The sequence below is a fragment of the Pseudomonas sp. 2VD genome, from assembly GCF_005503585.1.
In the GTDB taxonomy this organism is placed as follows: Bacteria; Pseudomonadota; Gammaproteobacteria; order Pseudomonadales; family Pseudomonadaceae; genus Pseudomonas; species Pseudomonas aeruginosa.
In genome coordinates this window covers 1-23,814 of record NZ_SCND01000022.1, presented here as the reverse complement: position 1 = coordinate 23,814, position 23,814 = coordinate 1, and the positions used below count along the sequence as shown (strand labels likewise).

Here is a 23,814-nt window from a genome sequence, read left to right as displayed (position 1 = left end):
GCGACGCCGGTAAACCCGGCTTCAGTGCGGCGCCTGGCGTGGGTTGACGTTGCGGTTGCCGCGCTCGCCGATGAGCATCTGCGGCGGTACCAGCTCGATGCCCTGGGCGCGCAGCTTCGGCAGCTCCCGCGCCAGCACGTCGAGGGTGGCCTTGTGCGGGTGGCCGATGAGCAACGCCGAACCCTGCTTGCGGGCCAGGGCGACGCCGGCCTGCAGTTGTGCGGAGACCGCTTCCGGTGTGGCTTCGTTGTCGAGGAACACATCGCGCGAGACGCTCGCCAGGCCGATCCGCTGCGCCTCGCTGGCGGCCACGGTGGCGGCGCTGGTGCGGCTGTCGACCAGGTACAGGCCGCGACGCTGGAGTTCCTCGGCGAGCCAGGCCATCGCCGGGCGCACCGCGGTCATGCGGCTGCCCTCGTGGTTGTTCAGGCCCTGCACGAACGGCACCTTGGCCAGCGCCGCGTCCAGCCGCCGCGCACGCTCTTCCTGGGTCAGCTCCGGCCGCCAGGCGTAGGGACCGCCGGCTGGGTCCATCGGCATGTGCAGGATCACCGTGCGCCCGCGCTGGTGCGCCTCGCGGGCCAGTTCGGCGGCATGCGGGGTTTCCGGGATGATCGCCAGGGTTACGCCGGGGGGCAGGTCGAGGACCCGGCGGTCGCGTGCCAGGTTCTGCCCGAGGTCGTCGATGACCACGGTCAGCAGCGGCGGGCGCTGGTAGGGGACGGGGTCCTGGCGGGCCTGGGCCTGGTTGAACAGCAGGCACAGGCCCAGCAGGACAACGCGGAACGCCGACATCAGTTGCCGCGGGTGACGCTCAGGCCTTTCAGCAGACTAAGGGCCTGGCTGAGCTGGTAGTCGGAATCCTGCGGGCGCTCGCTCGGCGCGGCACGCTTGCCGGTGGGGCGGTCGGCGCCGCCGTTGCCGTTGGCCAGGTGGCCCTGCAGGTCGGCTTCCTTGAAGCCCTCGAAGCTGCTCCGCTCCTGGGTCACCTTGGCGCGTCCGACCTCGATGTCCGGAACGATGCCCTGGGCCTGGATGGAGCGCCCGTTGGGGGTGTAGTAGAGCGCGGTGGTGAGCTTCAGGGCGCGGTCGTTGTTCAGCGGCAGCACGGTCTGCACCGAGCCCTTGCCGAAGCTGTCGGTGCCCATCAGGATCGCGCGCTTCTGGTCCTGCAGGGCACCGGCGACGATTTCCGCCGCCGAGGCGCTGCCACCGTTGATCAGTACCACCAGCGGAACCTTGTCGCTGGGATCGGCCGGGTCGGCGCTGAAGCGCAGCTCGGAGTTGGCGATGCGGCCCTTGGTGTAGACGATCAGGCCCTTGGTGAGGAAGGCGTCGGCTACCTCGACGGCGGACTGCAGCACGCCGCCGGGGTTGTTGCGCAGGTCCAGGACCAGGCCCTTGAGACGGCCCTTGTTGTCCTTGCGCAGCTGGTTCAGCGCCTTGACCACTTCCTCGCCGGTGTTGACCTGGAACTGGGTGATGCGCAGGTAGGCGTAGCCGGGTTCGAGGACCTGGCTCTTGACGCTCTTGACCTTGATGATGGCGCGCTTGAGTTCGACGTCGAACGGTCTGCCGCCATCGCGGACGATGGTCAGGGTGATCGGGGAGCCGGCCTTGCCGCGCATGCTGTCGACCGCTTCGGTCATCGACTGGCCCTTGGTCGGCTTGCCGTCGATCTGCACGATCAGGTCGCCGGGCTGGATGCCGGCGCGGGCCGCGGGGGTGTCGTCGATCGGCGAGACCACCTTGATGAAGCCGTCTTCGCTGCCGACCTCGATGCCCAGGCCGCCGAACTCGCCGCTGGTGCTTTCCTGCAGCTCGGCGAAGTCCTCCGGGCCGAGGTAGGCGGAGTGCGGGTCGAGGTTGCTGAGCATGCCCTTGATGGCGTTCTCCAGCAGGGTCTTGTCGTCCACTGGCTCGACATAGGCGGCCTTCACCCGGTCGAGAACCTCGGCGAAGGTACGCAGCTCGTCGAGGGGCAGCGGGGCACTGCTACCGTTGGCCAGTGGCGCGGCGTCGGCCGGGGCGTCGGCAGCCTGGGCCGCGCCCGCGCCGAGCAGCAGGGCCAGCGCCAGGGTGGTGGGACGGAAGCAATGCAGCATGTTCAGCTCCTAATCACGAGTTCGGCGCCTATCCCTGCGCGCGGCACCAGGTAGTAGGGTCCGCCGGGCGGCCCTGATGGCGAATGGCGAAGTACACGGCCGGGCTACTCTGGCCGCCGCTGGTTCCAACGGTGGCGATCGGGTCGCCGGCCTTCACGGTGTCGCCGGCGTCTTTCAGCAGGCTTTGATTATGGCCATAAAGGCTGAGGTAGCCGCCACCGTGGTCGAGGATGACCAACAGGCCGGCTCCGCGCAACCAGTCGGCGAATACCACGCGTCCGCCGTGCACCGCGCGGACGGTGCTGCCGGCGCTCGCCGAAATCAGTACGCCGTCCCATTTCGCCCGCGGATCGTCGCCGCGCTGGCTGCCGAAGCGCGCCACGACGCGGCCATTCACCGGCCACGGCAGCTTGCCGCGGGCCGAGCCGAACGCGCCGCCGTAGACCGCGCCAGTGCTTGAGACCAGCGGGCCCGGCGCAGGTTCGCGCGGCGGGCTGGTGACTCGTCCGGGGGCGGCCTGCTGCTGGCGCGCACGCTCGCGTTCGGCGGCCAGCGCGCGCTGGCGCTCGCGCTCCGCCGCGGCGGCGGCTTCGCGGGCCTGGCGGGCCAGGGTTTCCTCGATGGTCCGCAGTACCTTGGCCAGCTCGGCCTGGTCCTGTTGGCGGGACTTGAGCTTCTGGTCGCGTTCGCGGTAGTCGCTGTTCAGCTTGGCCAGGGCTTGCTGGCGCTCCTTGCGGGTCGCTGCCAGCGCCTCGCGGCGGCTGTCCAGCTCGCCCTGCTTGCTCAGTTGTTCGGCTTTCTGCGCAGAGATGTCCTGCTCGACGTTGGCCAACTGGCGGAGGGTTTCGTTGAAGCTGGCGAGCTGTTCGAGACGGGCTTTGTTGATGTAGTCGTAGTAGGTGAGGGTGCGGCTGAATTTTTCCGGGTGTTCCTGGTTCAGCAGCAGCTTCAGGTATTCCTCGCGTCCGCTCTGGTAGGCAGCGCGGGCCTGGATGGCGAGGAGGCGCTGTTGCTCAATGCGCGCGTCCTGGAGTTTTTTTTTCTCCCCATCCAGCCGTTTCAGCTCGGCTTCGCTCTTGTCCAGCTCGTCCTGCAGGGCCTTGATCTGTTTTTCCAGGTCGCCCATCTCGGTCTCGGTGGACTTCAGCTGCTTCTGCACGCCGCTCTTTTCCTGCTGGATGCCGTCCAGCAGCTTCTTCAGCTCGCCGATGTCCTTCTGCGTCTGTTCCAGCTGGCGTTGGGTGTCGGCGCGCTCGTCGGCGAAGGCCGGAGCGAGACAGGCGAGGGATAGCAGGAGAGGAAGGAGGCGGAGCATGGGGTGGCGGGCACCTGGGAATTGGACCGGCCTAGTATGCCCGTGGCCGCCGTTAAAAAAAACGCCCCGCACCGCGCGCTGTGGGGCGCTTCCACGTATTTCAGCCGGATGGCAGCGGCGGATGTCGTCGACGACGAAGGTCACGGGCATCAGGCGGGTCTGTAGAGCGGGTAGGTGAACAGCAGCAGATGCGTCAGGTTCAGCCCGAAGTGGAACAGCGTCGCCACCCACAGGCGGCCGCTCCACAGCCAGGCCAACCCGTAGATCAGCCCGGCGAGGCCGGCGAACAGCATCAGCAGCGGGCCGCCGGCGAAGTGCGCCAGGCCGAACAGCGCCGAGGCCAGCCCCAGGGCGGGCCAGGGGCCCAGCCATTGGCCCAGGCGTTGCTGCAGGTAGCCGCGGAACAGCGCTTCCTCGGCAAGGGAAACGAAGAACAGGTTGGCCAGGACGAACTGCCAGAGCCAGGCCGGCGCGTGGAGTTCCGGCCGCAGCAGGCCGACGCCGACAGCCAGCAGAAGCAGCGCCGGCACCGCCGCCACGAGCAGCAGCCAGTGCCAGGGGCGGCCGGGAGCGCGGGCTTCGTCGCGGAACAGGCTCGGCAGGCAGGCCAGTAGCAGGAACGGCACCAGTGCCTTGTCGAAGTTGAAGTACATGGTGAACGGCAGGCTCTGCGGGCCGACCACCGCCTTGTCCAGGACCCTGGGGTTGGCGAAGCCGGGTAGCAGGTGCAGGAACAGACCCACCGCGCCGGCGACCAGCAGCAGCTCCAGGCCCAGGGCCCAGGCGCGGTGTGCCGCCAGGCGCCGGCGCAACAGGGCGAGGACGCCCAGTACAGCCAGGGCGGCGACCGCAGGCGGAGCGAGAACTCCGTCGTAGAAGGCGAGGCAGCAGGTCGCGAGCAGCAAGGCGAGAGCCAGCAGGCGCTGGAAGGACAGGGCGAGGAGCGAGGTGGCGAGGAGGAACCACATCGGCGGAAATCCTTGTAGGGCAGATGGAAAAGACAGCGCGGGCAAGGCTAGCACGGGCCTCGGCGACGTAGCGGGAGGCAGGGGGGAAGACGCGGAAAATGAAAACCGCGGCACACGTCTCGACGCCGCGTGGCCAGGCCTGTCGGCCGATCGGCAGCGTTAAAGCGGGGAAGGTGGTGTCGTGGAAACAGGGCGCGGCGCCCGGCCCGCTACGGCGGATAACGTCGCAGGCGTTATCCGTCGATGGCCTGCAGAAGCGGCGGATAACCGCGACGCGGTTATCCGCCCTGCGCGGGAGTTCGTCGTTCGCGGATCAGCCGAGGATGACGATGCTGCGACCGGTCATTTCCGCCGGCTGCTCCAGCCCCATGAGGGTCAGCATGGTCGGCGCCACGTCGGCCAGCACGCCGCCTTCGCGGATGCTCAGCTTGCGCTTGCCGACGTAGACGAAGGGCACCGGTTCGCAGGTGTGCGCGGTGTGCGCCTGGCCGGTGGACTCGTCTTCCATCTGCTCGACATTGCCGTGGTCGGCGGTGATCAGGGCTTCGCCGCCGACCTTGTCCAGCGCCTCGACGATATGCCCCATGCAGGTGTCCAGGCACTCCACGGCCTTGACCGCGGCCTCGAACACGCCGGTGTGGCCGACCATGTCGCCGTTGGCGTAGTTGACCACGATCACGTCGTAGCGTTGTTGCTCGATGGCCTCGACGATACGGTCGGTGACTTCCGGCGCGCTCATCTCGGGTTGCAGGTCGTAGGTGGCGACCTTCGGCGAGGGGATCAGGATGCGCTCCTCGCCCTCGTAGGGTTCCTCGCGGCCACCGGAGAAGAAGAAGGTCACATGGGCGTACTTCTCGGTCTCGGCGATGCGCAGCTGGGTCTTGCCATGCTTGGCCAGGTACTCGCCGAGGACGTTGGTCAGCGGCTCCGGCGGGAAGGCGCAGGGCGCCGGGATGCTCGCCGCGTACTGGGTCAGCATGACGAAACCTGCCAGCTGCGGGGCTCGTTCGCGGGGGAACTCATTGAATGCCGGCTCGACGAAGGCGCGGCTCAGCTCGCGGGCGCGGTCGGCGCGGAAGTTCATGAAGATCACCGCGTCGCCATCCTCGACCCGCACCGCTTCGGCGCCGGCCGGGACCACCGCGGTGGCCTTGACGAATTCGTCGCTCTCGCCGCGGGCGTAGGCGGCCTCGAGGGCTGCCACCGAGGAGTCGGCGGTGAACTCGGCCTTGCCGTCGACAATCAGTTCATAGGCGGCCTGGACGCGGTCCCAGCGGTTGTCGCGGTCCATCGCGAAATAGCGGCCGATGATCGAGGCGATGCGGCCCTTGCCGAGCCCGGCGAAGGTGGCGTCGAGACGCTCCAGCGACGGCTGCGCGCTTTTCGGCGGGGTATCGCGGCCATCCAGGAAGGCATGCAGGTAGATCTTGCCGGCGCCGCGCCTGGCGGCCATCTGCGCCATCGCCACCAGGTGGTCTTCATGGCTGTGTACGCCGCCCGGGGAGAGCAGGCCGAGGATGTGCACCGCCTTGTCGGCGGCGACGGCCTTGTCGACCGCGCCGGCGATCACCGGGTTTTCGAAGAATTCGCCGTCGCGGATGGCCTTGGTGACGCGGGTGAAGTCCTGGTACACCACGCGGCCTGCGCCGAGGTTCATGTGGCCGACCTCGGAATTGCCCATCTGGCCGTCGGGCAGGCCGACGTCCATGCCGGAGCCTGAGATCAGGCCGTGCGGCTGGGTTGCCAGGAGGCGATCCCAGACCGGCTTCTTCGCGGCGTAGATGGCGTTGTAGTCAGGGCTTTCGCTGTGGCCGAAGCCGTCCAGGATGATCAGGACCAGGGGTTTGGGCGTGGCAGTCATATGTCCGGCTCTATTTCCGCGGGGTTCAGAAACTGACCAAATTTAGTGGGAACATTGTCGTTCAAGACGTAGGAAGAGGCTGATTGATTAAACCGATGACGCCGATCCGCAACCGAATGCCGCTATCCTCGCTCCCTCTGTCCCGCCCGAACCGTGCCCGGGCCGGAACTGGCCAGCTTCACAGAAAAGGACCGGCATTCTAACCGTGAAGTTTCCCGCGACGCCATTTCCTGGAGCCGAGCGGGGCGCCGCCCGGCGGGTTCCCCCCTGGCCGGCGCGGTCTGTATACTGGCCGGCATTTTTACGCCCTGGATATCCGTCACCATGCAATTCGTTTCCCGTCTGATCGAGTTCGCCACCAACCACTACCTGCTGGTCGCGGCGCTGCTGGTCCTGCTGGTCCTGCTGTTGCTGCACGAGCTGCGCAAGGGCGGCAAGAGCCTGTCGACCCGCGAGCTGACCGCGCTGGTCAATGCCGACCAGGCGGTGGTCCTGGATATCCGTCCGGCCAAGGAGTTCGCCAGCGGGCACATCGTCGACGCGCTGAACATCCCGGCCGACAAGCTGAACAGCCGCATGACCGAGCTGGAAAAGTACAAGGGCAAGACCATCATCCTGGTCGACGCCATGGGCCAGCATTCCGGTACCTGGGGCGGCGTCCTGAAGAAGGCCGGCTTCAACGCCGCCAAGCTGTCCGGCGGGATCGGCAGCTGGCGCGGCGACAACCTGCCGCTGGTGAAGTGACATGCCGCCCGTCGTGATCTACACCACCGCCTGGTGTCCGTACTGCATCCGCGCCAAGCAGCTGCTGCAACGCAAGGGTGTGGACTTCCAGGAGATCGCCTGCGACGGCAAGCCCGAACTGCGCGCCGAGCTGGCACGCAAGGCGGGATCGACCACCGTGCCGCAGATCTGGATCGGCGAGACCCATGTCGGCGGCTGCGACGACCTTCATGCACTGGAGCGCGCCGGCAAGCTGGACGCGCTGCTGTCTGCCTGAAACCATTCATGAATTGACCCAAGGGAAGGCCCGAAAATGACCGAGCAAGCTACCAACGGCGCTGCCGACGAGCAGCAACCCCAGTTCTCCCTGCAGCGCATCTACCTGCGCGACCTGTCGTTCGAGTCGCCGAAGTCCCCGGAAATCTTCCGCCAGGAATGGAACCCGTCCATCAGCCTGGACCTGAACACCCGCCAGAAGCAGCTGGACGGCGACTTCTACGAAGTGGTCCTGACCGTATCGGTGACCGTGAAGAACGGCGAGGACACCACTGCCTTCATCGCCGAAGTGCAGCAGGCCGGCATCTTCCTGATCAAGAACCTCGATCCGTCGAGCATGAGCCATACCCTCGGCGCGTTCTGCCCGAACATCCTCTTCCCGTACGCTCGCGAAGCCCTGGACAACCTGGTGGTACGCGGTTCGTTCCCGGCGCTGATGCTGTCGCCGGTGAACTTCGACGCCCTCTACGCCCAGGAAATCGCCCGCATGCAGGCCTCCGGCGAGATCCCGACGCCGTCGGTCCAGTAAGCCCAGCGCTTGCGAAAAAGCCCGCCTTGCGCGGGCTTTTTCATGCCTGCCGGCCGGCTCAGTCCATGGCGAAGCCGAGCTGGCGCCAGGCTTCGTAGACGGTCACCGCCACCGTGTTGGACAGGTTCAGGCTACGGCAGCCTTCGCGCATCGGCAGGCGCAGGCGCCGATCGGTTGGCAGGGCGTTGCGCACCTCCTCCGGCAGTCCGCGGCTTTCCGGGCCGAAGAGGAAGGCATCGCCGCGCTGGTAGGCCACTTCGTGGAAGGCCCGCGACCCCTTGGTGGTGAAGGCGAACAGGCGTGGCTGGCCGAGGGCCTCGAGGCAGCTCTGCAGATCCGGGTAGCGGCGTACGCTGGCGTATTCGTGGTAGTCGAGGCCGGCACGGCGCAAGCGCTTGTCGTCCAGTTCGAAACCGAGCGGCTCGATCAGGTGCAGACTGCATCCGGCGTTGGCGCAGAGCCTGATAATGTTGCCGGTATTCGGAGGAATCTCCGGTTGAAACAGGATGACGTGGAACATGCAGGGCTCCGGAGCAGATAACGGGCGGCATTCTACCTCCGCCATCGACGATCTGCGGCGCCAGCGCTGGAAAGTCTGGGGTGCGCTGGTGCTTGCCGGGTTGTTGTTCGGGCTGATGCTCGGCAGGTTGTTCGGTCCCGCTTCGCTGCCGACGTCTGCGCCGCAACTGCTGGCGGTCGGGGAGAGCGAGCAGGGCCTGGTCCTGCGCTTCGATCGCCAGGCTGCGGTTACGGCGGCACGGGTGGAGGGTGCCCTGACGTTGCGCATCGTCGCCCGGGGCGCGGCGCAGCAGGGAGACGGGCGATGGCTGGGCCAGCCGTTGCGCTGGCGCGTCCGCGAGGAGGGAAAGGCGCTGCTGTTGAGCCTGGTCTCGACCCGCCCCTTGCAGGGGCGCTGGCAGTGGTCGGAGGACGGCGAGGGCTGGCGCCTGGTCGTCGAACTGCAGGAGCGCGACGGCCGGGAATAAAAGGGGGAATTCTCAGCCTGCCTGTACCGAGGTCCCCAAACGGGAGGGCGGAGGCGCGGATCGCTGCGCTGCCGCCGGGCATAAAAGAGGGGAGTTCTCAGCCTGCCTGTACCGAGGTCCCCGAAACGGGTGTGGCGGTTGCGCGCGGATGCTGCGTCTGCCGCCGGGTGTAAAAGAGGGGATTCCCCAGCCTGCCTGTACCGAGGCCCCCGAAATCTTCGTTATCTGCTCCAATGCAGGGGGTGTGCCAATTCTCATGAGACGCTGGCGGCGCGCTCGCTTTCCTGAAGGGTTGTGGATAAGTCTGTGGGCGATCTGGTGATGAATGCCTCTGGAGGCCCGTGGATCAAGGGCTTGGCGGCATCCCAGGGGTTTGTGGGAAGTCGATTGCGGAAAAATGACGGAGCGGGCTTTTCCGCCAGCGATTGATGCCGATTTGTCGCCTGCTGGTGCACGCTGCCCAAAATCCGGGCAAGGGCCGCTGCCCTGCACAACCGGCGGATAACCGCGATGCGGTTATTCGCCCTACGCTACGGTTTGACCGGTGGTGCCGGGCGGGCGCTCTGCCGAGGCTGGGACTGTGCTGCGGACGGTAGGGCGAATAACGCCATAGGCGTTATCCGCCGCGGCTCTGCACAACCGGCGGATAACCGCGATGTGCCCTACGCCGCGGTTTGATCGACGGTGCCGGCGGGCGCCCTGCCGAGGCCGGGGCGGCGTCTCGCTTGGCAGGGGCGCGCGACGGACCATGAAAAACGGGGCCCGAAGGCCCCGTTGGTCGCTCATGGGAGCAGTGGCGCTTCAGTCGTCGCCTTCGTCGTCGGCTCCATCGACGTTCATCCCCAGCTCCTTGATCTTGCGGGTCAGGGTATTGCGGCCCCAGCCGAGCAGCACGGCGGCATCGCGGCGGCGGCCGGCGGTATGCTTGAGGGCGGTTTCTATCATGATCCGTTCGAAGGCCGGCACGGCGCTGTCCAGCAGGTTCGACTGGCCGCGGCCCAGCGCCTGGTCGGCCCACTGGCGCAGGGCCTGTTCCCAGTTCGCCGCCGGCGCGCTGTCCTGCGGCTGGGTCAGCAGCTCCGGCGGCAGGTCGTCGATGTGCACCTCGCGGCCGGAGGCCATCACGGTGATCCAGCGGCAGGTGTTCTCCAGTTGGCGGACGTTGCCCGGCCAGCCGAGGTTCTTCAGGTACTCCTCGGTTTCCGCCTTCAGCAGCTTGGGTTCCACCGCCAGCTCCTGGGCGGCGCGGCTGAGGAAGTGCCGGGCCAGCGCCGGGATGTCCTCGCGGCGGTCGGCCAGCCGCGGGATGTGGATGCGGATCACGTTCAGGCGATGGAACAGGTCCTCGCGGAACTTGCCGTCGCGCACCAGGCTTTCCAGGTTCTGGTGGGTGGCGGCGATGATCCTCACGTCGACCTTCACCGGCGTGTGCCCGCCGACCCGGTAGAACTCGCCGTCGGCCAGGACGCGCAGCAGGCGGGTCTGGGTGTCGGCCGGCATGTCGCCGATCTCGTCGAGGAACAGGGTGCCGCCATCGGCCTGCTCGAAGCGTCCGCGGCGCTGGGCGGCGGCCCCGGTGAAGGCGCCCTTCTCATGGCCGAACAGCTCGGATTCCATCAGGTCCTTGGGGATCGCCGCCATGTTCAGCGCGATGAATGGCGAGGCTGCGCGCGGGCTGTGGCGATGCAGGGCATGGGCGACCAGCTCCTTGCCGGTACCCGATTCGCCGTTGATCAGCACGGTGATGTTGGAATGGCTGAGGCGGCCGATGGCGCGGAATACCTCCTGCATCGCCGGCGCCTCGCCGATGATCTCCGGCGTGCGCGCCTGGTTCGCCGGCAGCTCCAGGCCCTGCTGCTCCTGGGCGTGCTGGTTGGCGCGCTTGACCAGGGAGACTGCCTCGTCGACGTCGAACGGCTTGGGCAGGTATTCGAAGGCGCCGCCCTGGTAGGAGGCCACCGCGCTGTCGAGGTCGGAATGCGCGGTCATGATGATCACCGGTAGGCGCGGATGCAGTTCGCGGATCTGCGCCAGCAGGTCGAGGCCGCTGGCGCCGGGCATGCGGATATCGGAGATGATCACGTCCGGCTGCTGCCGGCCGAGGCGGCCGATCACGCTGTCGGCGCTGTCGAAGCTCACCGTGGTCATGCCTTCCTGCTGCAGGGCTTTTTCCAGTACCCAGCGGATGGAGCGGTCGTCGTCGACGATCCAGACGGTCTCTGATCGGCTCATGGTCAATGCACTCCTTGTTCCAGGGGCAGGAACAGACTGAACACGGTATGGCCGGGGTGGCTCTCGCATTCAATCAGCCCCTGGTGCTGGCTGATGATGTTCTGGGCGATGGCCAGGCCGAGTCCGGTACCGTCCGGACGGCCGCTGACCATGGGGTAGAAGATGGTTTCCTGGAGCTCGGCCGGAATGCCCGGGCCGTTGTCGATGATCTCCACCTTGCACACCAGGCGGTGACGCGTGTGGCCGATGGTGAACTGGCGCAGGGTACGGCTGCGCAGGGTGATGCGACCGAGGCGCAGGTCGTTCTGCCCGGCGATCGCCTGCATGGCGTTGCGTACCATGTTGAGCACGGCCTGGATCATTTGCTCGCGGTCGAGCAGCAGGTCGGGGATGCTCGGGTCGTAGTCGCGGACCAGGGTGATGCTGCCCTGGCTCTCCGCTTCCACCAGGCTGCTGACCCGCTCCAGCACTTCATGGATGTTGGTCGGCGCCAGGTTCGGCAGTTTGTTCGAGCCGAGCATGCGGTCCACCAGGTTCCGCAACCGGTCGGCTTCTTCGATGATGACGTTGGTGTAGTCCTTCAGCGACTCTTCCGGCAGCTCGCGGGATAGTAGTTGCGCTGCGCCGCGGATGCCGCCGAGCGGGTTCTTGATCTCGTGGGCGAGCCCGCGCACCAGCAGCTTGGTGGTCTCCTGTTTGGACAGCTGTGCTTCTTCGCGGGTGATCCGCATCAGCCGGTCGCGCGGATGGACCTCGAGCAGCAGCAGCGTCTCGTTGCGGTTGAGGATGGGCGTCACCGCATAGTCGACCGTGATGCTGACGCCGGTGATAGAGGTCAGGGTCGCTTCGCGCTTGGTGAACGGATGCGCCTGTTCCACCGCCTGGCGCAGCGAGTTCAAGGCTTCCGGCGATTCGGTGAACAGCTCGCTGATGAATTGCCCGTGGCTGCGCTGGCCGCTCACGGCCAGGAGCATCTCCGCTGCCGGGTTCATGTACTCCAGGCGCAGTTCGCCGTTGAGCAGGATCACCGCGGTGGTCAGGTTGTCGAGCAACAGTCGGTGCAGGGTATCGGTCGGCATGGCGGGCAGCTGTTCCAAGGTTGGGCAGGAAAATGCAAAAAGCAAACCAGGCGCCGAAAAGGCGCGTTTTTTCTGCCGAGGCGCTGGCTAGAGGTGCGCCGGGAAGGTTTTCGGCGACGAGCGGTGACCCGAAATGGGGACAGTATAGAAAGTGGTGCGGGTAATCGCACCAATCTGGTGCGTTGACGTGGCCGGCGGCGTTTTCGCCAGGAGAGTCGGGAAAAAAACCGGAAAATCCCGCCCACGGCGGAGTGGGCAGGGGAAGTTCGGCTAGCGCTCGCTCGGCTGTACCGCGCTGACCAGCGGCGTATCGACCTCCGGCAGGGGTTGGCCGGCGATGCTCACTCGATGCAGGTGGAAGGGCTGGCTCGGGGTGCTTTCGACGGTCATGCCGTCGCCATCGATGATTTCCACTGCGACCTGGTGGGTGCCGCGATCGAGGTTCTTCAACGGGAATACCGGGCTGCGTCCCGGCGCTCCGGCAGGCTTGCCGTCGAGCAGCAGGCGATAGCGATGGCCGGGCAGCAGCGCCGGCTCGCTGGTGACGGTGACGATGACGTCGCCGCTGTTGGCGCGCAGGGTTGCGTCCGGTTCGGGGAAGAGGATGCGCAGTAGCTGGTAGGCCGGCGGCTTCACCTCCAGCGGCGCGGCGGGCGGACGATAGCGTATGCCCGGCGGCGCCACGCTGTTGCCCGGCGCCAGTTCGACGCGTTGGGCCTTGCGCCCGCTGGGCGGCTGGTCGGTGTAGACGCGGTTGCCCTCGGCGTCGATGTAGGTGTAGACCCCCGCTTGCGTGGCGCAGGCCAGGCACAGCAGGAGGGCGCCGAGAATGCGCGGGATCATCGCTTCTTCCCGAGGTGCACGCGCTGCACAGTGAAGGTCACCGGCGGGCTGGATTGCAGCACCCGTTCGCCGTTGAGTACCTGTACCGCGAGGCTGTGGTCGCCGCGGTCGATCTCGTGCAGGGTGAAGCGGGTGCCGCCGCTGGGCGTGCCGTAGGGTTTGCCGTCCAGCACCAGTTGCAACTGGTGGCCGCTGTGCAGGGCCGGGCGGATGCTGACGCTGACGTTGAAGGTGCCGTTGTTGGCGCGCAGCGCCTCTTCCGTGGGGAGGTCGCTGAGGGCAAGGATCTCGTAGGCGGCGGCCTCGCTATCGGCGGTCGGGGAATTGCCCGCGGAGGACTTTTCCGGCGTGTCGATTCCTACGGTATTGGTCGGCTGCAGTTCGACGGTCTGCGCCTGCACCCCGTCTGGCGGCTGGTTGGTGAATACCTTGTTGCCGTTGGCGTCGGTGTATTGGTAGATCTGCGCCATGGCCGGCAGGGCGGCGGCCAGGAGCAGGCAGCTGGTGATCAGGCGCATGGACGGTCTCCGGGTGAACCTGCCAAGCGTTGCACCGCATCGGCGCGCTGGCAAGCCGTGCATTGTGCGGCATGCGGGTATTCGAAGGTGTGCGCTGGGGCACGTTGGCGGTCGCTGTGCCCCGCCGCGCGGCTGCGTTCGTCTCAGCCGGCACTGGCGGGGCGAACCCTCGTTGCGCCAGAGTGTCTGTGCTTGCGCCGCCGGCCGGCGGCCCCGTTCGAAACGGCGGGTGTCCGGCTTGTATGATGCGGCTGTTTCGGTTTCTCACCTTGGGGACTGCCTTTCTCGTGCCGATCATCGCCCGCTTCACCCTTCGCTCCCGCGTCCTGGCGGCCCTGCTGCTGTGCCTCTGCGCCGCCCTGTTCTACTCGCCGCCGGGCGCCGCGGCGCTGCCGAACCCGTTGGCGGGGAGTTCCTCCGGTGGCGAGAAGGTCAGCGATGCGCAGTTGGAACAATCGCTGAACCAGGTCATCCAGACCTTGGAGAACGACAGGCAGCGCGCCGACCTGCTGAAAAAGCTGAAACAGCTGCGCGACGTGACCAAGAAAGGCAAGGAAAGCGAGGGTGGGGTGCTGGGGCTGATCGGCGATACCCTGACCAGCCTGGAAAAGCAGTTCCAGGGCGCGAACAGCCCGGTCGCGTTATGGGGCAACCAGTTCCAGCTGGCGCGTGCCGAACTCGAGGAGCGCTTTCCCAGCTGGCGCGACCTGCCGGCGATGGTCTTCGATTTTTCGGTGGTGATCCTCCTCTGGGCCTGCCTGGCCAGCGCGCTGCTCTGGCTCAGCCGGCGCATGCGCGAGCGCTTCGGCCTGTCGGCGGAGTTGCCGCAGCATCCGAAGACCCGCGACCTGCTGCTGTTTTCCCTGCGCAAGCTGGGCCCCTGGCTGGTGGCCTTCCTCATCACCCTGTACCTGTCGGTGGTGCTGCCGGACTCCCTGAGCAAGACCCTGGCGATGGTCATGGCCTATGTGCTGGTCTGCGGCACGCTGTTCTCCGCGCTGTGCGTGATTTCCCTCTCGCTGCTCAGCGGCCCGCACCGCCAGCGCGCCCTGGATATCCTGCGGCGCCAGGCGTTCCGCCCGTTGTGGCTGATCGGCAGCCTCGCCGCGCTGGGCGAGGTCGCCCACGATCCGCGGCTGATCGCCGGCCTCGGCGAGCACACCTCGATCTGCCTGAGTACCCTGGCCAACGCCAGCGCCGCGCTGTTCACCGCGCTGTTCGTGATGCGTTTCCGCCGGCCGATCGCCCACCTGATCCGCAACCAGCCGCTGGAGCGCCGCCTCAAGCGCCGTAGCCTGCACGACCTGGTGCAACTGGTCGGCTCGCTGTGGTTCGTGCCGGTGCTGGTGCTGGTGGGGATTTCCCTGTTCGCCACCTTCGTTTCCGCCGGCGACAGCAGTTCGGCGTTGCGCCGGGCGCTGGTCTGCGCGGTGCTGGCGGTGGTGGCGATGACCGTGATCGGGCTGATCCGCCGCCGTTCCAGTCGGGTCGGCGCCGGCCCGCGCCGCAGCGCGCCGTACATCGAGCAGTTGCAAAGCTTCGGCTATACCCTGCTGCACATCTTCGTGGTGCTGTTCTTCATCGAGGTCGCCTTGCGCGTCTGGGGCATGTCGCTGATTCGCTATGCGGAAGGCGAGGGCGAGCAGATCAGCATGAAGGTAGTCAGCTTCGGCACCACCCTGCTGGTCGCCTGGCTGATCTGGATCCTCACCGATACCGCGATCCAGCACAGCCTCGGCCTGGGCGGCAAGAGCCGGCCGAACACCCGCGCGCTGACCATGCTGCCGCTGATCCGCAACGTGCTGTTCGCCACCATCGCGGTGATCGCCCTGATCGTCGCCCTGGCCAACATGGGCATGAACGTCACCCCGCTGCTGGCCGGTGCCGGCGTGATCGGCCTGGCCATCGGCTTCGGTGCGCAGTCGCTGGTGGCGGACCTGATCACCGGCCTGTTCATCATCATCGAGGACTCGCTGTCGATCGACGACTACGTCGACGTCGGCGGCCACCTTGGCACGGTCGAGGGCCTGACTATCCGTACCGTGCGCCTGCGCGACCTGGACGGCGTGGTGCATACCATCCCGTTCAGCGAGATCAAGAGCATCAAGAACTACTCGCGCCAGTTCGGCTACGCGATGTTCCGCTGGCCGGTGCCGGCGAGCATGCCGATCGACGACGCGGTGGCGCTGGTGCGCGAGGTCGCGATGGAGCTGCGCAGCGACCCGGCGGTCTACCGCAACCTGTGGTCGCCGATGGAATTGCAGGGCGTGGAGAGTTTCGACAACGGCCAGGCGATCCTGCGCTTCCGCTTCAAGACCGCGCCGATCAAGCAGTGGGAGGTCCAGCGGGCGTTCAACCTGCGCCTGCGTCGGCGCCTCGACCAGGCCGGCCTCGAACTGTCCATGCCGCGTCTCAACGTACAGTTGAGCCGGGCGCCCAAGGCGAAATCCGCGGAACCGGACGAGCAGGGCACGCCGGCGGACGGCGGCATCTAGCGCGACAGGATGACCCGGCAGATGCGGCGCATGTCGCGGTCGTCGATGCCGTCGCACTGCCACGGCGCACGCGATACCACGGCCCGGCACTGGCGGCGCATGTCGCGGCTGTCGATGTCGTCGCCGCGCTTGCGGTCGCCGCGGACGATGGCGCGGCACTGGCGGCGCGTGTCGCCGTCGCGGATGTCGTCGCAGTCGTAGCGCTGTCCCGGCGCCAGCAGCGCGCCGCAGTAACGCCGCAGGTCGCGGCTGTCGATGTCGCCGCAATCCCCGCTGTCGCCGCGCTCCAGGGCGTTGCACATGCGCCGCAGGTCGCGGTCGTGGATATCGCGGCATTCGGTGGCGGCCTGGGCGGGCAGGCTGAGGATGGCGGCAAGCAGGAGCCAGAGAGAGTGACGCATGGACGGTCCTTATCCTTGGGGCGGGGAGCGCGGCAAGTCTAACCGAACGGCGCGGCGAACTTTGCTTTTCTCCATGGGCCGGCCCATAAAAAAGGCCTCCCGAAGGAGGCCTCAAGAGGGTGACTCGTTGTTATAGGAAAGGGTGGATCAGACGCTGTAGTACAGGTCGTATTCCAGCGGGTGCACGAAGGTGCGCACCTTGATCTCTTCTTCGCTCTTCAGCTCGATGTAGGCATCGATGAACTCGTCGGTGAACACGCCGCCCTTGGTCAGGAACGCGCGGCCCTTGTCGAGCTCTTCCAGCGCCTCTTTCAGGCTGCCGCAAACCTGCGGGATTTCCTTCGCCTCTTCCGGCGGCAGGTCGTACAGGTTCTTGTCGGCGGCATCGCCGGGGTGGATCTTGTTCTGGATGCCGTCCAGGCCGGCCATCAGCAGCGCGGCGAAGGCCAGGTAGGGGTTGGCTGCCGGGTCCGGGAAGCGCGCTTCGATACGGCGGGCCTTCGGGCTGGATACGTAGGGGATACGGATCGAGGCGGAACGGTTGCGCGCCGAGTAGGCCAGCATCACCGGAGCTTCGAAGCCCGGGACCAGGCGCTTGTAGGAGTTGGTCGAGGGGTTGGTGAAGCCGTTCAGGGCCTTGCCGTGCTTGATGATGCCGCCGATGAAGTACAGGGCGGTCTCGGACAGGCCGGCATAGCCTTCGCCGGCGAAGGTGTTCTTGCCGTCCTTGGAGATCGACATGTGCACGTGCATGCCCGAACCGTTGTCGCCGTACAGCGGCTTCGGCATGAAGGTCACGGTCTTGCCGTAGGCGTCGGCGACGTTGTGCACGCAGTACTTCAGGGTCTGCACTTCGTCGGCCTTGGCGACCAGGGTGTTGAACTTCACGCCGATCTCGTTCTGGCCGGCGGTTGCCACTTCGTGGTGGTGGACTTCGACCACCAGGCCCATTTCTTCCAGGGCGTTGCACATGGCGGTGCGGATTTCATGGTCGTGGTCGACCGGCGGTACCGGGAAGTAGCCGCCCTTCACGCCCGGGCGATGGCCCTTGTTGCCGGACTCGATGTCGGCGTCGGTGTTCCAGGAAGCCTGCTCGGAGAAGATCTTGAACATCGAGCCGGAGATGTCGGACTTGAACTTCACTTCGTCGAAGATGAAGAACTCCGGCTCCGGGCCGACGAACACGGTGTCGCCGATGCCGGTGGACTTCAGGTACTCCTCGGCGCGCTTGGCGATGTTGCGCGGGTCGCGCTCGTAGCCTTGCATGGTGCTCGGCTCGATGATGTCGCAGACCAGGATCAGGGTCGGCTCTTCGGTGAACGGATCGAGGACGGCGGTGCTGTCGTCCGGCATCAGGATCATGTCGGAGGCTTCGATGCCTTTCCAGCCGGCGATGGAGGAGCCGTCGAACATCTTGCCGGCTTCGAAGAACTCATCGTCCAGCGCGTCGCGAGCCGGCATGGTGACGTGTTGCTGCTTGCCCTTGGTATCGGTGAAGCGCAGGTCTACCCACTTCACGTCATGGTCTTTGATCAGTTGGTGCGACTTGTACGACATGCTGTCCTCCAGGAGGGATTAGAGCTGGGAGCTTTTTCTGTGCCCCAGTATCGGGTGATGCCGGCCGGAATACTCCGCCAGGGCAACCTGCCTCACAAGTGAGCAAGTTGCGTGCCAGTGCCCGGAATCGGGCAGGGCCCCATGTTTGGCGGGGCCAGGTCTTCTTCAGGGTAGCTGGGCGGCCTTCGGGTGCACCGTTATGGTGCTCCATGTTGGTGCATCATTCCATTTTGGTGCAGCAAAAATAACTGTGCATATTTCTGCTCAATACGTGAGCAATTTCAGATATAATTCCGCCCCTTTTTTTCCGTCGCCCCGCGCGTTCGCGTCCCTCGCATGAAACTCATCGTCAAGACCTTCCAGGAAATCACCATCAAGAGCCGGCCGGTGCGCAAGCGCTTCATCCGGCAGTTGGCGAAGAACATCCGCGCGGTGCTGCGCGACCTGGACCCGGAGCTGAAGGTCGAGGGCGAGTGGGACAACCTGGAGGTGGAGACCGCCGTGCTCGACGCCAAGGCCAGGCGCGAGATGATCGAGCGCCTGACCTGCACCCCGGGCATCGGTCATTTCCTCGAGGTCCACGAGTATCCGCTGGGCGATTTCGACGACATCCTCGCCAAGTGCAAGGCGCATTTCGGCGACCAGTTGGCCGGCAAGACCTTCGCCGTGCGCTGCAAGCGCGCCGGCAAGCACGCGTTCACCTCTATGGAGGTGGAGCGTTACGTCGGCAGCGGCCTGCGCCGCGAATGCGGGGCTGCCGGGATCGACCTGAAGCAGCCGGAAGTCGAGGTGCGGATGGAAATCCGCCTCGACCGCCTGTTCGTCATCCATCGCCAGCATCCGGGCCTGGGCGGCTATCCGCTGGGCGCGCTGGAGCAGGTGCTGGTGCTGATGTCCGGCGGCTTCGACTCGACCGTGGCGGCCTACCAGATGATGCGCCGCGGGATGATCAGCCACTTCGTGTTCTTCAACCTCGGCGGGCGCGCCCACGAATTGGGGGTGATGGAAGTCGCCCACTACCTGTGGGAGAAGTACGGCCGCTCGCAGCGCGTGCTGTTCGTCAGCGTGCCGTTCGAGGAAGTGGTCGGCGAGATCCTCACCAAGGTCGACGACAGCTATATGGGCGTGACCCTCAAGCGCATGATGCTGCGCGCCGCCAGCCGCGTGGCCGAGCGCCTGGAGCTGGACGCGCTGGTGACCGGCGAGGCGATCTCCCAGGTGTCCAGCCAGACCCTGCCGAACCTCTCGGTGATCGACCGGGTTACCGACACCCTGGTGCTGCGCCCGCTGATCGTCAGCCACAAGCAGGACATCATCGACACCGCCCGGCAGATCGGCACCGCCGAGTTCGCCCGGCACATGCCGGAATACTGCGGGGTGATCTCGGTGAACCCGACCACCCAGGCCAAGCCCTACCGCGTCGAGCACGAAGAGTCGAAATTCGACATGGCGGTGCTCGAGCGCGCCCTGGAGCGCGCCACCCAGCGCACCGTCGACCGGGTGATCGACGAACTCGGCCAGGACCTGCAGGTGGAAGAGGTCGGCGAGGTGCTGCCCGGTCAGATTGTCATCGATATCCGCCATCCTGATGCCCAGGAAGACGAACCCCTGGCCCTGGAAGGCGTCGAAGTCCAGGCGCTGCCGTTCTACGCGATCAACAGCCGCTTCAAGGAACTGGACGCCAACCGCCAGTACCTCCTGTATTGCGACAAAGGGGTGATGAGCCGCCTGCATGCCCATCATCTGCTCAACGAGGGGCACACCAATGTGCGTGTTTATCGTCCGGCTTAAGCAGCCGGGCTTGTTCGGCGGCAGCATCCGCCACCGTCCTCCCGACACGTCCGCCGCCTAGGCCGATGCCCGCCCTTCGGCGTGCCGGCCGGACCGGGGCAGCGTCCGCCTGCTGCCCGCCCCTTAATTGAAGAAGCCTGTCGTGTCGGGCGCCGCCCTGTCCGACCCCACCACCGCCGCGAAGCTGCGCTTCGGGCGTTAAACGAGACAAGACTTGTGATCGAAAATCTGCGCAACATCGCCATCATCGCCCACGTCGACCATGGCAAGACCACCCTGGTGGACAAGCTGCTGAAGCTGTCCGGCACCCTCGACCGCAAAGAAGCGGAAAGCGAGCGGGTGATGGACTCCAACGACCAGGAAAAAGAGCGTGGCATCACCATCCTGGCGAAGAACACCGCGATCAAGTGGAACGGCTACAACATCAACATCGTCGACACCCCCGGTCACGCCGACTTCGGCGGCGAGGTGGAGCGCGTGATGTCGATGGTCGACTCCGTGCTGCTGGTGGTCGACGCCCAGGACGGCCCCATGCCGCAGACCCGCTTCGTGACCCAGAAGGCCTTCAAGGCCGGCCTGCGTCCGATCGTGGTGGTGAACAAGATCGACCGCCCGGGCGCGCGTCCGGACTGGGTCATCGACCAGATCTTCGACCTGTTCGACAACCTCGGCGCCACCGACGAGCAACTCGACTTCCCGATCGTCTACGCCAGCGCCCTGAACGGCATCGCCGGCCTCGACCACGAGAAGATGGACGACAACATGGACGCGCTGTTCCAGGCGATCATCGACCACGTCCCGGCCCCGGTGGTGGACACCGAGGGTCCGTTCCAGATGCAGATCTCGCAGCTGGACTACAACAGCTTCCTCGGCGTGATCGGTATCGGCCGCATCACCCGCGGCAAGGTCAAGTCCAACACCCCGGTGGTGGCCATCAGCGACGACGGCAGCAAGCGCAACGGCCGCATCCTGAAGATCATGGGCCACCACGGCCTGCAGCGCGTCGAGGTGGCCGAGGCGGAAGCCGGCGACATCGTCTGCGTCAGCGGCATGGAGGAGCTGTTCATCTCCGATACCCTGTGCGACCCGCAGAACGTCGAGGCGCTGCCGCCGCTGACCGTCGACCAGCCGACCGTGAGCATGACCTTCCAGGTCAACGATTCGCCGTTCGCCGGCCGCGAAGGCAAGTTCGTCACCAGCCGCAACATCAAGGAGCGCCTGGAGAAGGAACTGCTGCATAACGTGGCGCTGCGCGTCGAGCCGGGCGACAGCCCGGAGAAGTTCAAGGTTTCCGGCCGTGGCGAACTGCACCTGTCGGTACTGATCGAGACCATGCGCCGCGAAGGCTTCGAGCTGGCCGTGGGCCGCCCGGAAGTGGTGATCATCGAGAAGGACGGCGAGAAGCAGGAGCCCTACGAGAACGTCACCATCGACATCGAGGAGCAGCACCAGGGCTCGGTGATGGAGCAGATGGGCCTGCGCAAGGGCGACCTGAGCAACATGATTCCCGACGGCAAGGGCCGAGTGCGCCTGGAGTACACCATTCCGGCGCGCGGCCTGATCGGCTTCCGCAACAACTTCCTGACCCTGACCTCGGGCACCGGTATCCTGACCTCGACCTTCAGCCACTACGGTCCGATCAAGGCCGGCGAAGTCAGCAACCGCCAGAACGGCGTACTGGTCTCCATGGCCACCGGCACCGCGCTGACCTACTCGCTGGAGACCCTGCAGAGCCGCGGCAAGCTGTTCCTCGGCCCGGGCGACGAAATCTACGAAGGCCAGTTGGCCGGCATCAACAGCCGTGACAACGACCTGGTGATCAACCCGACCAAGGGCAAGAAGCTCGACAACATGCGCGCTTCCGGCAAGGACGAAGTCATCGCCCTGGTTCCGCCGATCCGCTTCACCCTCGAGCAGGCGCTGGAGTTCATCGCCGACGACGAGCTGGTGGAAGTGACGCCGAAGTCGATCCGCCTGCGCAAGAAGATGCTCAACGAGAACGACCGCAAGCGCTACGAGCGCAGCAAGGTCTAAACCGTTGCCGTACCGGCGCGCCGCAACGGCGTGCCTCGCGGCCGGCAGGCAGGGCAGGGGTGCCCGGCCTGCCGGCCGTTTTGCTATGCGCCGGGCGCTTTCCGGCGGGGCTTGATGGCCCCCGCGGCAGCGGCCCGCAGCAAGCGGCGGAACGTCGGGCAGTCCATGTGCTCGCGCGCCGGACAGGCCGCGGCATGCCGCAGGCCGTCGCGCATGGCGGCGAGGCGGCGGATCGTCCGGTCCAGTTCGTCGGCCTTGGCCGCCAGCGCCGCGCGGTCGATCCGCAGCGCGCCGTCGGCTGCGCCCATGCCGGCAATCTCGTCCAGCGACAACCCGGCGGCGCGGCCCAGCCCGATCAGCGCCAGCCGCTCCAGCACGCCTGCATCGAACAGCCGGCGCAGGCCATGCCGGCCGCTGGAGGCGATCAGTCCCTTTTCCTCGTAGTAGCGCAGGGTCGAGGCCGGTACCCCGGATCGTCGCGCGACCTCGCCTATGTCCAGTTGCCGCATGCCCTTGACCTCAAGTCGACTTGAAGTGGAAGACTAGCGTTTCGGCACCTGGGCCGTGACGAAATACAGACGAGGTGAACCTCATGTGGGACGAACGCTATGCCGCCGAAGAGTATGTCTACGGAACCGAACCCAACGCTTTCCTGAAGGAACATGCGCAGCGGCTGGCCGGGCCGGTGCTGAGCGTCGCCGAGGGCGAGGGGCGCAACGCGGTGTTCCTCGCTTCGCTGGGGCTGGAGGTGCTTGGCGTGGACGGCTCCGCCGTTGGCCTGGCCAAGGCACGCCGGCTGGCCGAGGCGAAAGGCGTGTCGATCGACACCCTGGTGGTCGACCTGGCGGACTACGAACCGCCGGCAGCGGCGTTCGGCGCGGTGGTGTCGATCTTCGCGCACCTGCCCAGTCGCGTGCGCGGCAGACTCAACCGCCTGCTGGAGCGTTCGCTGCGACCGGGCGGTCTCTTCCTGCTGGAGGCCTATCGGCCGGAACAGCTCGGCCGCGGCACCGGCGGCCCGGCGGACGTCGACATGCTGGTGAGCCGCGCGGCGCTGGAGGCGGAGCTGCCGGATTGCGAGGTGCTGCTGGCGCGGGAAATCGAGCGCGAGGTGGTCGAGGGCCGTTTCCACACCGGCGCGGCCTGTGTGGTCCAGTTCATCGCCAGGAAGAGGTAGCTCGCCACGGGGCGGGCGTCGGAATGCGTCGAATCTCGGGAATGCGGGCTGTATACTCCCGGCGCGGGTTCCGCTCTGGCAGGATGGCCAGGGCAGGTATCAGTGGATCGTGGTACCTCTTGATCAAGGATTCGACGCATGCAATGGATTTTCATGCTGGTGGGCCTGATCCTCGGCGGCTTCGCCGGGGAATCGCTGGTCGGCGCCCTCCTCGGCGGCCTTTCCGGCCTGGCCCTGGGACAGGCCGTCTCGCTGCAGAACCTGGCGCAACAGAACGAGCGCCTGCGCAAGCAGATGAGCGAATTCGCCGAACGCTTCGAGCGCGGCACCGAGGTCATCCACCAGCGCTTGCTGCGCGTGGAGCGCCAGGCGCAGGACCTTCCCGAAAGCGTTCCCGAGCCGGCCGCCGGCATCGACCAGCCGCTCGCAGACACGCCTCCCGCTCCTCCCGCCGAGGTTGCCCCGCCGCTGGACTGGGACATCGAGCTGCCGGCCGTCGAGGCTGCGCCGCCTCCGCCTCGCCCCCCCGAGCCCGTCCAGCCCATCGAGCGTCAGCCGGCGTTCCAGTCTGACGCCCAGCCAGCGCCGCGCCGGGAGAGATCAGCGGATGCAGGCGCATGGCGGCGAAGATGGTCAGGTACAGCACCGCGATACCGGTGCCTTGCAGGATCAGGCCGTAGGCGGCGCGCCGCTCGCGCAACCACCAGCCGACGCCGAGCAGCGCCATCGCTGCCAGCGCCACCCCGGCGTAGCGGTACTCCACCGGCACCGCCACCCGTTCCGAGGCGTAGCGCAGGAGGAAGGCCAGGCCGATGAACAGCAGCACCACGCCGATGCGCAATACCGTGTTGCCGCCGAACAGCCAGCCCTTGGCCGCGGCGAAGCCACGCTCGACCAGCGAGGGTTCGCGTGGAGGCGCCGGAG

Annotated in this window: 21 protein-coding genes and 2 pseudogenes; 9 read left to right on the top strand and 14 right to left on the bottom strand. The window is 66.7% G+C overall.

Annotated features, from left to right (window positions below):
• Window positions 1-21: 21 nt before the first annotated feature.
• The 5 genes from FFS27_RS04405 to gpmI all read right to left on the bottom strand — a co-directional run bounded on the left by FFS27_RS04405 (window position 22) and on the right by gpmI (window position 6,249).
• The gene (locus FFS27_RS04405; protein ID WP_021263278.1) at window positions 22-795 is read right to left on the bottom strand and encodes a divergent polysaccharide deacetylase family protein; all 774 of its coding nucleotides are present in this window, start codon (window positions 793-795) and stop codon (window positions 22-24) included.
• Entirely contained in the window at window positions 795-2,105 is a 1,311-nt protein-coding gene (gene cptA, locus FFS27_RS04400) for a proteolytic complex protein CptA (RefSeq protein WP_003096067.1), read from the bottom strand. The genes FFS27_RS04405 and cptA overlap by 1 nt, the downstream gene beginning before the upstream one ends.
• Before the next feature lie 28 nt (window positions 2,106-2,133).
• Window positions 2,134-3,420, bottom strand: a complete 1,287-nt coding sequence (locus FFS27_RS04395) for a murein hydrolase activator EnvC family protein (protein WP_003123645.1) — start codon at window positions 3,418-3,420, stop codon at window positions 2,134-2,136.
• 149 nt (window positions 3,421-3,569) lie between these two features.
• On the bottom strand, window positions 3,570-4,388 hold the full coding sequence (locus FFS27_RS04390) for a CPBP family intramembrane glutamic endopeptidase (protein ID WP_021263280.1): 819 nt from the start codon (window positions 4,386-4,388) through the stop codon (window positions 3,570-3,572).
• 313 nt (window positions 4,389-4,701) lie between these two features.
• Entirely contained in the window at window positions 4,702-6,249 is a 1,548-nt protein-coding gene (gene gpmI / locus FFS27_RS04385) for a 2,3-bisphosphoglycerate-independent phosphoglycerate mutase (RefSeq protein ID WP_021263281.1), read from the bottom strand.
• A gap of 324 nt (window positions 6,250-6,573) precedes the next feature.
• Here gpmI and FFS27_RS04380 point away from each other — a divergent pair, with 324 nt between their 5' ends.
• From FFS27_RS04380 to secB, 3 genes are read left to right on the top strand one after another with little or no spacing between them, the layout of a single operon-like run.
• Window positions 6,574-6,993: a rhodanese-like domain-containing protein gene (locus FFS27_RS04380; protein ID WP_003096058.1), complete on the top strand. Its 420-nt coding sequence runs from the start codon at window positions 6,574-6,576 to the stop codon at window positions 6,991-6,993.
• 1 nt (window position 6,994) lies between these two features.
• Entirely contained in the window at window positions 6,995-7,249 is a 255-nt protein-coding gene (gene grxC, locus FFS27_RS04375; RefSeq protein WP_003096057.1) for a glutaredoxin 3, read from the top strand.
• 36 nt (window positions 7,250-7,285) lie between these two features.
• A complete protein-coding gene (gene secB, locus FFS27_RS04370) occupies window positions 7,286-7,777 on the top strand; it encodes a protein-export chaperone SecB (protein WP_003096050.1) in 492 nt (163 codons plus the stop codon).
• A 58-nt stretch (window positions 7,778-7,835) separates the two neighbouring features.
• Here secB and trmL read toward each other — a convergent pair whose 3' ends face one another.
• Window positions 7,836-8,297: a tRNA (uridine(34)/cytosine(34)/5-carboxymethylaminomethyluridine(34)-2'-O)-methyltransferase TrmL gene (trmL, locus tag FFS27_RS04365; RefSeq protein WP_021263282.1), complete on the bottom strand. Its 462-nt coding sequence runs from the start codon at window positions 8,295-8,297 to the stop codon at window positions 7,836-7,838.
• On the opposite strand from trmL, the gene FFS27_RS04360 reads away from it, so the two are divergent.
• On the top strand, window positions 8,296-8,763 hold the full coding sequence (locus FFS27_RS04360) for a hypothetical protein (RefSeq protein ID WP_003096038.1): 468 nt from the start codon (window positions 8,296-8,298) through the stop codon (window positions 8,761-8,763). The genes trmL and FFS27_RS04360 overlap by 2 nt on opposite strands.
• 801 nt (window positions 8,764-9,564) lie before the next feature.
• Here FFS27_RS04360 and ntrC read toward each other — a convergent pair.
• From ntrC to FFS27_RS04340, 4 genes are all read right to left on the bottom strand, one after another.
• Complete coding sequence (gene ntrC, locus FFS27_RS04355; RefSeq protein ID WP_003104661.1) at window positions 9,565-10,995, bottom strand: two-component system response regulator NtrC; 1,431 nt, start codon at window positions 10,993-10,995, stop codon at window positions 9,565-9,567.
• Between the two features lie 2 nt (window positions 10,996-10,997).
• A complete protein-coding gene (gene ntrB, locus FFS27_RS04350) occupies window positions 10,998-12,074 on the bottom strand; it encodes a two-component system sensor histidine kinase NtrB (protein WP_003096033.1) in 1,077 nt (358 codons plus the stop codon).
• A gap of 270 nt (window positions 12,075-12,344) precedes the next feature.
• A complete protein-coding gene (locus FFS27_RS04345; protein ID WP_021263283.1) occupies window positions 12,345-12,917 on the bottom strand; it encodes a DUF4124 domain-containing protein in 573 nt (190 codons plus the stop codon).
• Window positions 12,914-13,435, bottom strand: a complete 522-nt coding sequence (locus tag FFS27_RS04340) for a DUF4124 domain-containing protein (protein WP_003111155.1) — start codon at window positions 13,433-13,435, stop codon at window positions 12,914-12,916. The genes FFS27_RS04345 and FFS27_RS04340 overlap by 4 nt, the downstream gene beginning before the upstream one ends.
• Before the next feature lie 287 nt (window positions 13,436-13,722).
• On the opposite strand from FFS27_RS04340, the gene FFS27_RS04335 reads away from it, so the two are divergent.
• On the top strand, window positions 13,723-15,930 hold the full coding sequence (locus FFS27_RS04335; protein ID WP_003111156.1) for a mechanosensitive ion channel family protein: 2,208 nt from the start codon (window positions 13,723-13,725) through the stop codon (window positions 15,928-15,930).
• Here FFS27_RS04335 and FFS27_RS04330 read toward each other — a convergent pair.
• Window positions 15,927-16,331 (bottom strand): hypothetical protein, encoded by a 405-nt coding sequence (locus FFS27_RS04330; protein ID WP_137951939.1) that lies wholly within the window; start codon window positions 16,329-16,331, stop codon window positions 15,927-15,929. The two genes, FFS27_RS04335 and FFS27_RS04330, sit on opposite strands and share 4 nt — an antisense overlap.
• 147 nt (window positions 16,332-16,478) lie before the next feature.
• Window positions 16,479-17,888: a glutamate--ammonia ligase gene (glnA, locus tag FFS27_RS04325; protein ID WP_003096016.1), complete on the bottom strand. Its 1,410-nt coding sequence runs from the start codon at window positions 17,886-17,888 to the stop codon at window positions 16,479-16,481.
• 336 nt (window positions 17,889-18,224) lie between these two features.
• On the opposite strand from glnA, the gene thiI reads away from it, so the two are divergent.
• Both thiI and typA read left to right on the top strand, forming a co-directional pair.
• On the top strand, window positions 18,225-19,679 hold the full coding sequence (gene thiI / locus FFS27_RS04315) for a tRNA uracil 4-sulfurtransferase ThiI (protein ID WP_021263284.1): 1,455 nt from the start codon (window positions 18,225-18,227) through the stop codon (window positions 19,677-19,679).
• A gap of 216 nt (window positions 19,680-19,895) precedes the next feature.
• Window positions 19,896-21,713 carry a translational GTPase TypA gene (gene typA / locus FFS27_RS04310; protein WP_003096009.1) on the top strand — a complete coding sequence of 606 codons (1,818 nt, stop codon included), beginning with the start codon at window positions 19,896-19,898 and terminating at the stop codon, window positions 21,711-21,713.
• A gap of 83 nt (window positions 21,714-21,796) precedes the next feature.
• On the opposite strand, the gene FFS27_RS04305 is transcribed toward typA, so the two are convergent.
• Window positions 21,797-22,222, bottom strand: coding sequence for a helix-turn-helix domain-containing protein (locus tag FFS27_RS04305; protein WP_003114472.1), 426 nt, complete (start codon window positions 22,220-22,222; stop codon window positions 21,797-21,799).
• An 83-nt stretch (window positions 22,223-22,305) separates the two neighbouring features.
• Here FFS27_RS04305 and FFS27_RS04300 point away from each other — a divergent pair, with 83 nt between their 5' ends.
• Window positions 22,306-22,890 carry an SAM-dependent methyltransferase gene (locus FFS27_RS04300; RefSeq protein WP_003096006.1) on the top strand — a complete coding sequence of 195 codons (585 nt, stop codon included), beginning with the start codon at window positions 22,306-22,308 and terminating at the stop codon, window positions 22,888-22,890.
• Window positions 22,891-23,028: 138 nt separating this feature from the next.
• Window positions 23,029-23,484: pseudogene (locus tag FFS27_RS04295) on the top strand (DUF2339 domain-containing protein); the annotation flags it as partial.
• Here FFS27_RS04295 and FFS27_RS04290 read toward each other — a convergent pair.
• Window positions 23,471-23,814, bottom strand: a pseudogene (locus FFS27_RS04290) (DUF2339 domain-containing protein); the annotation flags it as partial. The pseudogenes FFS27_RS04295 and FFS27_RS04290 sit on opposite strands and share 14 nt — an antisense overlap.